Annotated in this window: 15 protein-coding genes; 10 read left to right on the top strand and 5 right to left on the bottom strand. The window is 62.1% G+C overall.

Translation table 11 applies throughout. The annotated features are described in order from the left end of the window. Positions 1-8 precede the first annotated feature (8 nt). Positions 9-500 carry a SixA phosphatase family protein gene (locus PG898_RS18100; protein ID WP_270824289.1) on the top strand — a complete coding sequence of 164 codons (492 nt, stop codon included), beginning with the start codon at positions 9-11 and terminating at the stop codon, positions 498-500. 111 nt (positions 501-611) lie between these two features. Here the strand turns inward: PG898_RS18100 and PG898_RS18095 are convergent, their stop codons facing one another. Both PG898_RS18095 and PG898_RS18090 read right to left on the bottom strand, forming a co-directional pair. Further along, a complete protein-coding gene (locus tag PG898_RS18095; RefSeq protein WP_270824288.1) occupies positions 612-1,202 on the bottom strand; it encodes a hypothetical protein in 591 nt (196 codons plus the stop codon). A 184-nt stretch (positions 1,203-1,386) separates the two neighbouring features. Continuing rightward, entirely contained in the window at positions 1,387-1,590 is a 204-nt protein-coding gene (locus PG898_RS18090; protein WP_005326065.1) for a hypothetical protein, read from the bottom strand. Between the two features lie 203 nt (positions 1,591-1,793). Between PG898_RS18090 and PG898_RS18085 the strand changes: the two genes are divergently transcribed. Together PG898_RS18085 and PG898_RS18080 are read left to right on the top strand one after the other, a co-directional pair. After that, positions 1,794-2,663 (top strand): PhzF family phenazine biosynthesis protein, encoded by an 870-nt coding sequence (locus PG898_RS18085; RefSeq protein WP_270824287.1) that lies wholly within the window; start codon positions 1,794-1,796, stop codon positions 2,661-2,663. Positions 2,664-2,713: 50 nt separating this feature from the next. After that, positions 2,714-3,697, top strand: coding sequence for a Wadjet anti-phage system protein JetD domain-containing protein (locus tag PG898_RS18080; protein WP_270824286.1), 984 nt, complete (start codon positions 2,714-2,716; stop codon positions 3,695-3,697). Between the two features lie 104 nt (positions 3,698-3,801). Here the strand turns inward: PG898_RS18080 and PG898_RS18075 are convergent, their stop codons facing one another. Further along, a complete protein-coding gene (locus tag PG898_RS18075) occupies positions 3,802-4,437 on the bottom strand; it encodes a LysE family translocator (protein WP_182785524.1) in 636 nt (211 codons plus the stop codon). A 602-nt stretch (positions 4,438-5,039) separates the two neighbouring features. Beyond that, entirely contained in the window at positions 5,040-5,618 is a 579-nt protein-coding gene (locus PG898_RS18070) for a PhnA domain-containing protein (RefSeq protein WP_139750841.1), read from the bottom strand. A 190-nt stretch (positions 5,619-5,808) separates the two neighbouring features. On the opposite strand from PG898_RS18070, the gene PG898_RS18065 reads away from it, so the two are divergent. The 6 genes from PG898_RS18065 (at position 5,809) to PG898_RS18040 (ending at position 10,526) form a co-directional block, all read left to right on the top strand. Continuing rightward, complete coding sequence (locus PG898_RS18065; RefSeq protein WP_270824285.1) at positions 5,809-7,002, top strand: methyltransferase; 1,194 nt, start codon at positions 5,809-5,811, stop codon at positions 7,000-7,002. Between the two features lie 161 nt (positions 7,003-7,163). After that, positions 7,164-8,609 (top strand): chitinase, encoded by a 1,446-nt coding sequence (locus PG898_RS18060; RefSeq protein WP_270824284.1) that lies wholly within the window; start codon positions 7,164-7,166, stop codon positions 8,607-8,609. Positions 8,610-8,776: 167 nt separating this feature from the next. Beyond that, positions 8,777-9,142 carry a VOC family protein gene (locus tag PG898_RS18055; RefSeq protein WP_270824283.1) on the top strand — a complete coding sequence of 122 codons (366 nt, stop codon included), beginning with the start codon at positions 8,777-8,779 and terminating at the stop codon, positions 9,140-9,142. A gap of 218 nt (positions 9,143-9,360) precedes the next feature. Further along, positions 9,361-9,759, top strand: a complete 399-nt coding sequence (locus PG898_RS18050) for a GFA family protein (protein ID WP_025327064.1) — start codon at positions 9,361-9,363, stop codon at positions 9,757-9,759. Positions 9,760-9,806: 47 nt separating this feature from the next. Next, positions 9,807-10,025 carry a DUF4287 domain-containing protein gene (locus PG898_RS18045; protein ID WP_270824282.1) on the top strand — a complete coding sequence of 73 codons (219 nt, stop codon included), beginning with the start codon at positions 9,807-9,809 and terminating at the stop codon, positions 10,023-10,025. Positions 10,026-10,115: 90 nt separating this feature from the next. Then, positions 10,116-10,526, top strand: a complete 411-nt coding sequence (locus tag PG898_RS18040) for an SRPBCC family protein (protein WP_168235151.1) — start codon at positions 10,116-10,118, stop codon at positions 10,524-10,526. 40 nt (positions 10,527-10,566) lie between these two features. Here PG898_RS18040 and smrB read toward each other — a convergent pair whose 3' ends face one another. Continuing rightward, entirely contained in the window at positions 10,567-11,091 is a 525-nt protein-coding gene (gene smrB / locus PG898_RS18035; RefSeq protein WP_025327061.1) for an endonuclease SmrB, read from the bottom strand. A 65-nt stretch (positions 11,092-11,156) separates the two neighbouring features. Here smrB and prmB point away from each other — a divergent pair, with 65 nt between their 5' ends. Continuing rightward, on the top strand, positions 11,157-12,092 hold the full coding sequence (prmB, locus tag PG898_RS18030; RefSeq protein ID WP_270824281.1) for a 50S ribosomal protein L3 N(5)-glutamine methyltransferase: 936 nt from the start codon (positions 11,157-11,159) through the stop codon (positions 12,090-12,092). Positions 12,093-12,098: the final 6 nt, after the last annotated feature.

Here is a 12,098-nt window from a genome sequence, read left to right as displayed (position 1 = left end):
GAGGAGTCATGAAGAGAACGCTGATCCTGATGCGTCACGGAAAGTCCAGTTGGGAACAGGCACTGCCTGATCGGGTACGCCCGCTCGCCGAGCGCGGTCTGCGTGATGCCCCCCTGATGGGCAGACGTCTGGCGCACGCGGTAGGGGTGCCCGACCTTATCCTGTCGAGCCCCGCCTGTCGGGCCTTGTCGACGGCCCGGCTTGTCGCCCATGAGCTGGGCTACCCGGCGAACGGGATTGTCATCGACGAGCGCCTCTACGGCAGCGATGTCGGGACCCTGCTTGTGCTGATGGATGAGCTTGAGGACGATCTGAGGTGCGTGATGCTCGTTGGTCACGATCCCGAGTTCACCGATCTTGCCCACTGCTTTTCCGGCAAGATCACCCGGATGCCGACCTGCGCCGTCGCCTGCTTCACCTTTGATGCCCCCTCCTGGTCGGCTGCTGTATCGCAAACGCCGGTGACGGTCGTGCTCGACTATCCGAAAAAGGGTAAGTGAATAGCAAGAGGAAGTGCAGGGTTGCCGCTCACCGGGGGCTGGGAAAGCCATGGGCAAGTAATCAAGCAAGAAGGGGAGCCCAGGCTCCCCTTCACATTCCCGTGATGTTGTTTATTTGGAGGTGATCGGTCCCTTGGTGCCCGCATCGTTGTCGACCCAGCCATCTTCCCCCTTGAGGCTACGATCCCCCTGTATGCGATAGATGACCATGCCTTCCTTGAACACCAGGGCCCCGTCGGATTTCTTGGCCTTGACCTGCTTGTCGTTGACCCACACCTGATCCTTGCCATCGATGCGGATGGTGGCGACGGTGGCGCCCGTCTCGGGGAAGGTGGCGACCCAGTTGCCTGCGTAGGGGCTGGCGCTGGTGGCCGCCGGAGCATCACCAAATCCGGCGGCCGCGTTCTCGGCCTGGGTCTTGTTGATGTCGCAGCCGCTGAGTTCGCTCACCTGGGTGCAGCCGGAGCGCTCCAGCTTCTGTGCGTAGCTCATGTTCAGACCGCCGTCCGTGGCCGGGATGACAGCACCGAATCCCGCCTTGGCATTCTCCGCCTTGGTCTTGTGAATATCGCAGCCCTGGGCTTCGCTCACCTGAGTGCAGCCGGAGCGTTCCAGCTGCTGGGCATATTTTGCGTTGATGGCGTGAGCCGGGGCCATGCCAAGCAGGGTCAGGGTCACGAGCAAAGCAGCAGTTCTAGGCATAGTTAATCCCTCAAAGTGTGAGTCTTTCCGGTTCATCGCAGCCTTGACTGCCATGAGCAACAGCCTGTGTTTGCGGCAATATCCTGGGGGCGAGAGCCTGTCTCACGTTAGCACCTGTAACAGGTGTCGCACAGGAGGGCCGATGAATCTGTGCCATTCAGAGGGAGTCCGTGAACCTGTGGGCTCAGCTCTGGGGCACCCGGATCCCCTTGTCGAGATAGAGGCTGCTGTAGTGAGCACGATGGGTGACGAACATCACCTGGTGGCGGCTGCCGTCGGAGAGGATGACGAAATCCCCTGCCTGGGCTGGGCTTTGCAGCAAGATCTCGTGCTCGGGAGCCGTCAACTTGTCGACCTCTTCCCTGAACGTAAGGGTGTATGAATACATATGGCACTCCACTGCGGGCTCATATACAGACACGTCTTCCCAACTCTAGTTGTCAGTACCCGGATCCGCGGCGCTCAAGCGGCACCTGTGCGGACGTTAATTTTATGGGTAAGCTGGACCTCTGATGCGGGCACCCGGGAAGGGACCGCAGGAATGAGCTTGTAAAAGCCACTTTTCGTGAAGCAAGAAGCCAAGGAGTTGTCATGACGGAGCTGGTCACTGAGTTGGTGCGGATCGCCGCCTTTTCCGACGGATCCCGGGGGGGTAATCCCGCCGGCGTCTGGATCGGGGCCCAACTGCCGACGGCGGAGGAGATGCAGCGGATCGCCGCAGAGGTTGGATTCTCGGAGACGGCCTTCGCCGCCCCGCTGCACGGTGAGGGGCAAGAGGCCTGCGGACGGCAATGGCGGGTGCGCTACTTCTCTCCCGAGGCGGAGGTGCCGTTTTGCGGCCATGCCACCATCGCCCTCGGGGTGGCGCTGGCGCGCCGCTTCGGGGCAGGGGATCATGCACTCTGTCTCAACCAGACCAAGATCCGGGTCTCGGGCTGGCAGGATGAGCAGGGGCAGTGGCAGGCGGCGTTGCAATCCCCGCCGACCCACAGCAAACCGGCGCCGGCGGATCTGATGCGCGAAGCCCTGGCGCTGTTTGGCTATGACGCGACCAGCCTGGATCCCCGCATCCCACCAGCGCTCATTCACGGCGGCGCCGATCATCTGGTGCTAGCGCTCAAGGATCACACAGCGCTCTCGGCCATGCACTATTCGCTGGCGCAGGGGCGTCTGCTGATGCGCCGCGAGGGCCTGGTGACCATTCTGTTGGTGCATGTGGCCGGGGATCGGCTGTTTCACACCCTCAATGCCTTCGCCTACGGCGGCGTTTATGAGGATCCGGCCACAGGCGCTGCAACCGCGGCCTTCGCCGGTTACCTGCGCGATCTGCACTGGCCCCACGGCGGCGCCATCGACATAGTGCAGGGGGAAGACATGGGCATGCCGTCGCGGCTGCATGCCGAGATCCAGGCCGAACCCGGCAGTGCTGTGCGGGTGTCCGGCGGGGCGCGCTGGATCTGAGCAGGCAGCACGGGCAATACCAGGTCAGTTGAGGCAGGCGGAGGGTGTCGATGGGGTTGTTCGAGCGAGCGGAGATCCGCGCCTTGAGCGAGAAGTTGCTGGCACTGGCGGCGGGGCAGGGGATCCTGCTCAACAGTGTCGCGGGGCGGGAGCTGGACGATATGTTGTGGCGGGTCGGCGGTGTGCAGCCGGTGGGACGCAGTGCGCGCCGCCAGCTCACCGAGCGAGGCAGGGCGTTTTTGACGACCAAGCTCGCGCAAGCAGCAGAGGAGCAACCCTGGTCGGGGGAAGTCGCGTTGGCGGCATTGGGTTGTCAATTACCCGCATCCATCAACGGTGCCACCTTGAGCGGCCTCCGGCTGCGTGACTGCAAGGCCGTGCTATCGCCACCGCAGTTGGCGCGAGTCGCCGAACTGGGCAGCCAGGTGCTGACTGACGAGGCGATCCGGCTGCGTACCCTGACCTCGCTGAGCCTGATCGATAAAGAGGGACGACTCCACAACATGACGCCCGTCATCAACCTGCTCGGGGAGCTCGCCTTGCCAGAGCGAGCCTTGACCGGGTTGCGAGGCATTGAGTGGCCGGGGCGGCAGATAGTGACGGTGGAGAACAAGGGGGCCTTCGTGGATTATCCGCTACAGCCAGGTGAGCTGCTGCTCTATGTACCGGGCCGCAACACCGCATTGGCAAAACGGGTGATGCCCCTGTTGCCGGCGGCCATCCCCTGGGCCCACTTTGGCGACCTGGATCAGCGGGGGCTGGAGATCGCCGCCGAATTGGCCCAGGCCACCGGCCGGCCCTTGGCGCTCTGGCTACCCCGCAATCTGGCCGATTATCTCCCTCACTATGCCCGCCCCCTAAGCCTCCCGTCGGCAGGATCGCAGAGCAAGATCCCTTGGCAGAGCAATGCCTGGGAGAGGGTATCCGGCTCCGCATTGACAGAGGCGCTCAACTATTTAGCCCTGAACAAGTGTTGGCTGGAACAAGAAGTGCTGGTGACCGCCAGGCACTGGCAGTCATGGCCACTGGAGTGAATATTGGCGTCATCGAGAAACAAAGAACCGCCGTCAGGCGGTTCTTTTCATGGTGCTGCGTTAACTTCCCGACCGATGGTATCCAGACAGGCACCCGTATCGGCTCAGGGTCGACCGCTGAGCAAGATGGCACCGCCGAGCGTGATGAACAGCCCGCCTGTGATGCGGCCGAACAGGCGCTGGCCGTTCCCCGGCTTTAAATAGTTGCCGGCGCGTCTGGCCAGGGCTACATAGCAGAGATGCACCAGGCTGACGATGGCACAGATGGTCAGGTACATGATGAAGAACTGGATGGGCAGCGAGCTTTGGTGATCGAGAAACTGGGGCAGCAGCGCGCAGAGGAAGATGATGGTCTTGGGGTTGCTGGCCGACACCAGAAAGGCTTCCCGCAGCAGGGAGCCTTTGCTCCGTGATGGAAGACTGACGCCAACCCGTTGCACCTTCTGACTCCCCGAGCCGGTCGCCCGCAGCGACTTGTAGCCGAGATAGATCAAGTAGCCACCGCCCGCCAGCTTGAGGGCGAGGAACAGGGGCGGCAAGGTCTGCAGCAGGGCCCCTACACCCATGGCAACCAGAAAGATGAGAATGCCCTGACAGAACAGATTCGCGCCTATGGTGAGCAGGGCCGGACGCCAGCCGAGCTGCAGGCCGTTTTTTACCACCAGCAGCACATTGGGCCCCGGGGTCAGGGTTGCCAGCAGATAGGCCAGCAGAAACAACATCCATGTATCCAGACTCATGATATCTCCTTCGTAAAGAGCACATCATGCTCCGCCCCAGGGGCCGCGTCCAGTGGCTGCTGCCGCCAGGATGTGGCTGTTTTTCAGGTGCTTAACCAAGCGCCAGTCCATTGGGAAAAGGGACGTCCGGAGACGTTGCCTGACTGGCGCAATAAAAAAACCGCCCTCAGGCGGTTTATTTATGCTGCCGACCCTTATTTCAGGGCTTTCTTCAGCTTCTTGATCTTGCCTTCGTGCTTGGCAATCTTCTCCTGGCGGGCGGCGATTTTCTTCTTGATATCTTTCTTGCTGGCTTTGGCCATAGGTCGTGCTCCTTGTTTCAAGCGGACATCATGGGGTCATGATGTTCAGGATCTGTCCATGTGAGGAGCCCAGAGTGCCACATGAATTCCATCCGGGCCAGTGCTTCAGGGTGCCGGGAGTGGATCATCCTCTGACGGAAAATACGGCAAAGGGGTGGCTAGCTCATCGGGACTGGTTTGCAGGATAGCCCAGTTTCCCCGCGGCGCCACTGTGGCCGCGCCGACTTAGGCTTTGGCCCGGCAACAAAAAAGCGCCCCCGGGGGCGCTTCTTGCATCATTCAAACCACAGGCCTAAGGGATCAGGCCTTCTTCAGGTAGGCCGCGACCAGCACTATCTGCACGCCGTTGACCTTGCCTTCGATGTGCAGCGGGTTGTTGGTGAGGCGAATGCCCTTGACCAGGGTGCCGCGCTTGGCGGTGAAGCCGCCGCCCTTGACCTCCAGATCCTTGATCAGGGTGACGGAATCCCCCTCCTGCAGCACGGCGCCGTTGGAGTCGACGGTGGGCACGCTGTCGTCATCGTCGCTTGCGCTGCCCGCCTCGGCCCAGGCCTTGGTCTCTTCTTCCATGTACATCATGTCCAGCATGTCCTGGGCCCAGATCTCGCCCTGGGCGGACAGGGCTTTAAGCTGGCGCCATGCCATCACTTGCACCGCTGGCACCTGGCTCCACATGCTGTCACCCAGGCAGCGCCAGTGGTTGACCTCGGTGGTGTCCGGCTGCTCTAGCTGGCCACGGCAGGTGGAACACAGCACCACGCTGTGGTCATCGTCACTGGCGGGGGAGTGTGGCACCGGGAAGGCAGTCAGCGCATGTTCTGCGCCACACAGCTCACACTTGGCGTCCGCACGCGCTTGCAGGATGGCATTGATGGTCATGTTTTGGTTCCGTTCATATGGGTAAAACGACCCGCGTGGGCGAGTCGCGCTAATGAGGGGGCGGAATATAGCACAAGTCCCTGCTTTTTGTCAGGCTACCAGCAAGGGGTGGGCGGATACGCTGGCGAGTGCTTTTTGATGGCAGATCGCTAGAATGAGCCTCCCTTTTGGATAGCAGGACAAGCTCACCGTGCTGGCTCACCATTTTCGACAACTGGACTGCTTGCTGACCGACGAGAGACGCTGGTGGCAATATCAGCCCTATCATCATCTGAGCCTGGCCTTCGCCGATGAGGCCCCCGAGCTTGCCGCCTGCCTCAATGACCTCGACCTTGACGAGATAGCGCGGCTCGACGCCGACATGGGCGCACTTTGCACCCTGCTTGCCCCCTGGATCCCGGCAGGGGCCGAGCTCCATGCCCTGAGCGAGCTAGACACCTTTGTCCCCGAACCCATTCACTGCGCCAGGGCCATGGCGATGTACATGCCGGGGCGCAAGCAGGCGCAGATAGAAGCCTTCACCGGCTGCCTGCCCGCCCATCAGGGCCCCTATCTGGAGTGGTGTGCCGGCAAGGGCCACCTGGGGCGCCTGGTCTCTCTGCACCGGGGGGCCGAGATCCTGAGCCTCGAATTGCAGCGCACGCTCTGCGAGGAGGGGCGGCAGCTCGCGGCGCGCGATGGTGCCCGCATGCAGTTTGTGGAGGCCGACGCCTTCGCCGCCGAGTCGGGGGCGCTCATCGCCCCGCACCATCACGCCATGGCGCTCCATGCCTGCGGTGAGCTGCATACCCATCTGCTGGAGCAGGTGGCCGAGCGCGGAGCCCGGGGCGTGACCCTCTCCCCCTGTTGCTATCACCTGATCCGCACCAGCCATTACCGTCCCCTGTCGCAGGCCGCCAAGGCCAGCGCCCTGCACCTTGGCAAGAGCGACCTGAAGCTGCCGCTGCAGGAGACGGTGACCGGCGGTGCCCGCATCTCCCGCCTGCGCGAGCAGGAGGTGATCTGGCGTCTCGCCTTCGATTGCCTGCAACGGGAGGTACGCAGGGTGGATGAGTACCTGCCGGTACCCAACCTGCAAAAGAGCCTGCTGGCGGGTAGTTTCGAGGCCTTCTGTGACTGGGCCGCCGAGCGCAAGGAGATAGTGCTGCCTGGGGGGATAGATCATGGAGATTTTCTCGCCAGGGGGGAGCGGCGCTTTGGGGACGTCGCCCGCATGGAGCTGGTGCGCCATCTGTTTCGTCGTCCGCTGGAGATCTGGCTCGCCCTGGATCGGGCCCTCTTCCTCGAGGAGCAGGGCTACCAGGTCGAGCTGGGGACGTTTTGCGACAAACCCATGACACCTCGCAATCTGCTGATCCGGGCGGTGCGCGTTCAGACTGCATGAAGAGCGAGCGTGACGGGGTCAAAATGAGGCTGTGATGCGGTTTCATCTGAGTGCAGAGTGAAATGGCTCGCAAAATCGCCAAACTCTTAATTCTTGTCGTGAATTTAGTTGTCAGGATGCCTATGCTCGCCCTGACATTGTCAAGACAAGGATGGTTACCCATGTTCATGCTCAAGCGCACCGCCTGGCTGGTTGCGGGGCTCTGCGCCTCGCCAGCTTATGCGGCCATGACTATTCAGCCCGACCCACAAAATAGTGGTGGCTATGTGATTGCCGCCTCCGATGTAGCGGCCGTTGAAAAGGCCAAGACGGCCAACCCCATGTATGGCATCTGGTCAAAGGCATTGGCCACCAGACCCAACATCCTGGTGGAGGCGATTGTGCCGAGGCGAGTCGACAACCCGGACAACGTCAAACGGGTCGAGCGGGTCTTTACCGAATCGGACTGGGACTTTCTGACCCAGATGGCGGCCCCTGAATATACTTATGAGCGCTTCTTGCGGGCGGTCGGCAAGTTCCCCGCCTTCTGCGGCGACTACACGGACGGGCGCAATGCGGACGCCATCTGCAAAAAATCCATCGTCACCGCCTTCGCCCACTTCGCCCAGGAGACGGGCGGTCACATCGCCAGGGAGAATGTCTCCGACAACCCGCTGGGGCTCGAGGAGTGGCAGCAGGCGCTGGTGCATGTGCGCGAGTTGGGCTGGGCCGAGGGGCAACTCGGCTATACCACCGGCTGTGGCCAGAATGACTGGCAGAACAGGAAATGGCCCTGCAGCACGGAGCAGGGCTACTTTGGCCGTGGCGCGAAACAGCTCTCCTATCACTTCAACTACGGCGCCTTCTCCGAGGCGATGTTTGACGGCAACGCCACCGTGCTGCTGAACAACCCCGGTCTGGTGGCCGACTCCTGGCTCAACCTCGCCTCCGCCATCTGGTTCTTCCTGACGCCGCAAGCCCCCAAACCCGCCATGTTGCACGTCATCGACAGAACCTGGGTGCCCTCCCAGCGCGAGCTCGCGGCGGGCATCGGCTATGGCTTTGGCACCACCATCAACGTCATCAACGGTGGCATAGAGTGTGGCGAGCAGAACAAGAACAAAGGGCAGCCGGTCAACCGCATCCGCTACTGGGAAGGGCTGGCCGCCCATTACGGGATCCCGCTGCTCCCGGACGAGAAGAACACCTGCTGGCAGCAGACCCCCTATGGCAGCCTCAACCTGAACGGCGCCACCGACGTGCTCTACACCAACTGGGACGGCAACTGGAAATATTATACCGACAGGCCAGGTGGCTACTCGTTCGAGTGCGAGCTGGTGGGATTCCAGACCGCCTATTCGGCCCTGGTGCCGGGGGATTACGAGAAGTGCGTGACCAACGTCTACGGCTCCCACGCCAGCTGGCCCAAGGTACGGGTGGTCGCCAAACTCGATCCTGCGCCCGTTGATCCGACCGACCCGCCCGTGGGGGATGTGCCCGCCTGGGAGGCCAGCAAGGTCTACACCGCCGGCAACAAGGTGAGCCACAAGGGTGTCATCTATCAGGCCAAGTGGTGGACCCAGGGCAACGAACCGGGCAAGGGAGACCCTTGGGCGCCGGTGACCTGATCCCGGCGAGGGTGCATCATCAGCCATGATGGGGAAGGGGGGATCCCTTCCCCTCTTTCATGGGGAGCCGGCGCAAGGGCGCCTCTGATAGGCCCGGCCGGTACTTGCCTGCGGTCTTCATCTATTCGAGGGAGCTTGGGATCTCATCCCACACAGAGGAGTGACACATGAATATCGCCATCCATTTTGAAATTCCGGTGCAGGATCTGACGCGAGCCATTCGCTTCTATGAAGCTGTCTTCGAGATAGCCCTCGAGCGGGCGCACATAGATGGCAACGAGATGGCGTTGTTCCCGCTGTTTGACGGCATGGCGGGCTGCTCCGGCGCCCTGGCGAAGGGGGAAAGTTATGTGCCGAGCCAGGACGGCACCCGGGTCTATCTGAAGGTCGCGGACATAGAGCGGACCATGGCCCGGGCACTGACGGCGGGAGGCGAGTCTCTCTATCCCGTCACCCGGGTGAGCGAGCAGGTCCGGGTGGCCGAGCTCAGGGATCCCGAAGGCAACCGCATCGCCTTGCAGGAGGGGCCCTGAGTGTCATTCATCTGGCGCATGGGGATTCTTTGGTAATTCATGACATGAATAAAGGGGGCGAATCTCCCCTTTTGGGGGGAGGCCAGGGTCGTCGGCCCCGCGGTGGGGCCCCGGGATGGTCAGTTGCCGCCACCCGGATCCCGTGCTAATTCATCTGGTGCGGCAAGGAGTCAAGATCCACTTAGCCCCCTCTGCCGCTCAGCACTCAAGGAGGCATCATGGAAGGTCATTGTCTGTGTGGCGGGATCACCGTTTCAAGCGGCGATCACAAGGAGGTCAACCTGTGTCACTGCGCCATGTGCCGGCGCTGGTCCGGCGGGCCCATGTTCGCGGTGCATGGCGGCAAGGGGGTCAGTTTCAAGGGGCTCAGCCCTGTGGCCTACCGCTCGTCCGAGTGGGCGGAGCGCGGCTTCTGTCCCACCTGCGGCACCCACCTTTTCTATCATCTGTTGCCGACGGACGAGTACATCCTCTGTGCCGGGCTGTTTCAGGAACAGGCGTTCGAGCTCACCGGGCAGATCTTTATCGACGAGAAACCGGACTTCTACGAGCTGAAAAACGACACCCCGACCCTGACCGGGCAGCAGGTGTTCGAGCAGTTCGCCCCCAAACCCTGAGCCCGTCGCTGCGCCAGCAGTGTCGGCAAAACCCCAAGGAGACTGTCATGGATGAGCAACAGAAGGTGAGGGGGCCTGCCTCCTATTTTCCCTCCATCGAGAAAACCTATGGGCAGCCGATTGCCCACTGGCTGGCCCTGCTGGCGGGCCGGGAGGAGCGCAAACACATGGCCCTGGTGGCCTGGCTCAAGGCCGAGCACGGCCTGGGCCACGGCCATGCCAATGCCCTAGTGGCCCACCATCTGGCGCAGCACCCCACGCCCTGAAGGCACGATAGGAGCCGATGCCGTGTCGTTGCGCAGGGGGTCTGCCCGCCGCCGCGCCGGATCAGCGGGTAAATGTAAAGGAGAAGAGGGATGAAGATAAGCGTCAGCGTCCGGGTCGAGCGGCCACTCGCTCTGGTATGGGAGGGGTGGAACACTCCCGCCAGCATCATGGCATGGAACGCCGCCTCCCCCGAGTGGCACTGTCCCGGCAGCCGGGTGGATCTGCGGGTCGGCGGGCTTTTTTGTCACCGTATGGCCGCCCGGGATGGCAGCATGGGATTTGATTTCGAGGGCACCTTCACCGAGGTGGTGCCCCTAACCTCCCTGGGTTACGTCATGGACGATGGCCGCGCCGTCAGGGTGACGTTCGTGGCGGAGCAGGGAGGCACCCGGGTGCACGAGGAGTTCGACGCCGAATCCGAACACAGCGGCGAGCAGCAGCGCGCCGGCTGGCAGAGCATACTCGACAACTTCAAACGCTATATGGAAAGCGCGTCCTGAGACGCGCTTTTCGATCAACCTTCTCCTGCCCGGCGCCGGGCTACTCCTCGATATCCAGCAGCACCAGGATGGCGCTCTCGCCCCCCCATTCCCGCGGGGCCTGATGGAAGGCGCGCACATTGGGGTGCTGGGCCAGCCAGCTCGGAATGCGCTGCTTGAGCACATGTTTGCCGATGCCGTGCATCACGGAGGCGACGTGAATGTTCTCTTTTTGGCACAGGGTGAGCAGGGCGGCCAGCTCCTGCTTGGCCTGGAGCTGACTCATGCCATGAAGATCCAGATAGATCTCCGGCGGATAGAGGCCGCGCTTGAGCTTTTTCAGCTCGAATTTTGACACGTCTTCACGCACAAATCGGGTCGGGCCCTCTTCGTCCAGATGAGGCTGGTACTCGTCGCTGAAAAAGTGGTCAACCCCAAGCTTTTCGCGGCTCTCACGCAGTTCGCGTTTCTGCTTGACCGGGCTTGAGGAGGCCCTTATGGTATCTTGCTTAATTTTCCGGGTACCTTTGACAGCATCACGAAACAGCAGGCTTTCCTCGTCTGTGGGTGAGGGCGATTTTTTCATCAGGTACTCGTCTTGCTCGCTGTATAGAATTCTCGGGCCGGATATTACTCGACTTGGAGGTGGATTTGGACAAGATATTTATCGACGAGGTGGTTGCCGAGATGCACACCATCCAGGACATGTTGCGCTGGGCCATGAGTCGTTTCAACGACGCCGGGATCTTCTACGGACATGGTACCGACAACGCCTGGGATGAGGCCGTGCAACTGGTGCTGCCCGCGTTACATCTGCCGCCGGACGTGGATCCGGGCATGCGCCACTCCCGCCTGACCACCAGCGAGCGCCACCGCATCGCCGAGCTGATCATCCGCCGGGTACAGGAGCGGGTGCCTGCCGCCTACCTGACCAACAAGGCCTGGTACGCGGGTTGGGAGTTCTACGTGGACGAGCGGGTGCTGATCCCGCGCTCCCCCATCGCCGAGATGGTGGCCAACCGCTTCGCCCCCTTCCTCAAACATGAGCCGACCCGGATCATGGATCTCTGCACGGGCTCGGGTTGCATCGCCATCATCATGGCCCACGAGTTCCCCCATGCGGAAGTGGATGCCATCGACATCAGCGTCGATGCCCTCAACGTGGCCGAGCGCAACATCAACGATCATGGCCTCGAGCAGCAGGTCATCCCGATCCGCTCCGATCTGATGCGCGACCTGCCCGCCGGTGACAAGTACGATCTCATCGTCTCCAACCCGCCCTACGTGGACTCCGAGGACATGTCGGACTTGCCGGAGGAGTTTCGCCACGAGCCGGAGCTGGCGCTGGCATCGGGCTCCGACGGCCTCAAGCTCACCAAGCGCATCCTAGCCAATGCCGCGGACTTCCTCAAGGATGACGGCGTGCTGGTGGTCGAGGTGGGCAACAGCATGATCCACCTGGAAGCCCAATTCCCCGAAGTGCCCTTCACCTGGGTCGAGTTCGAGAACGGTGGTCACGGCGTCTTCGTGATGACCAAGGCAGAGCTCGAGCAGTACCAGGCCCATTTCGCGATTTACAAGAGCTAAGCAGCA

The organism is Aeromonas sp. QDB31, from assembly GCF_027707605.1.
GTDB lineage: Bacteria > Pseudomonadota > Gammaproteobacteria > Enterobacterales > Aeromonadaceae > Aeromonas > Aeromonas media.
This window is presented reverse-complemented; position numbering and strand designations above follow the sequence as displayed.

Bases quoted from the DNA above. Each gene is read 5' to 3' on its own strand.
- PG898_RS18050 (WP_025327064.1), top strand. From the start codon at position 9,361: ATGGAAGGTCATTGTCTGTGTGGCGGGATCACCGTTTCAAGCGGCGAT.
- PG898_RS18070 (WP_139750841.1), bottom strand. From the start codon at position 5,618: ATGACCATCAATGCCATCCTGCAAGCGCGTGCGGACGCCAAGTGTGAG.
- PG898_RS18060 (WP_270824284.1), top strand. From the start codon at position 7,164: ATGTTCATGCTCAAGCGCACCGCCTGGCTGGTTGCGGGGCTCTGCGCC.
- PG898_RS18100 (WP_270824289.1), top strand. From the start codon at position 9: ATGAAGAGAACGCTGATCCTGATGCGTCACGGAAAGTCCAGTTGGGAA.
- PG898_RS18090 (WP_005326065.1), bottom strand. From the start codon at position 1,590: ATGTATTCATACACCCTTACGTTCAGGGAAGAGGTCGACAAGTTGACG.
- PG898_RS18075 (WP_182785524.1), bottom strand. From the start codon at position 4,437: ATGAGTCTGGATACATGGATGTTGTTTCTGCTGGCCTATCTGCTGGCA.
- PG898_RS18055 (WP_270824283.1), top strand. From the start codon at position 8,777: ATGAATATCGCCATCCATTTTGAAATTCCGGTGCAGGATCTGACGCGA.
- PG898_RS18095 (WP_270824288.1), bottom strand. From the start codon at position 1,202: ATGCCTAGAACTGCTGCTTTGCTCGTGACCCTGACCCTGCTTGGCATG.
- smrB (WP_025327061.1), bottom strand. From the start codon at position 11,091: ATGAAAAAATCGCCCTCACCCACAGACGAGGAAAGCCTGCTGTTTCGT.
- PG898_RS18085 (WP_270824287.1), top strand. From the start codon at position 1,794: ATGACGGAGCTGGTCACTGAGTTGGTGCGGATCGCCGCCTTTTCCGAC.
- PG898_RS18045 (WP_270824282.1), top strand. From the start codon at position 9,807: ATGGATGAGCAACAGAAGGTGAGGGGGCCTGCCTCCTATTTTCCCTCC.
- PG898_RS18080 (WP_270824286.1), top strand. From the start codon at position 2,714: ATGGGGTTGTTCGAGCGAGCGGAGATCCGCGCCTTGAGCGAGAAGTTG.
- PG898_RS18040 (WP_168235151.1), top strand. From the start codon at position 10,116: ATGAAGATAAGCGTCAGCGTCCGGGTCGAGCGGCCACTCGCTCTGGTA.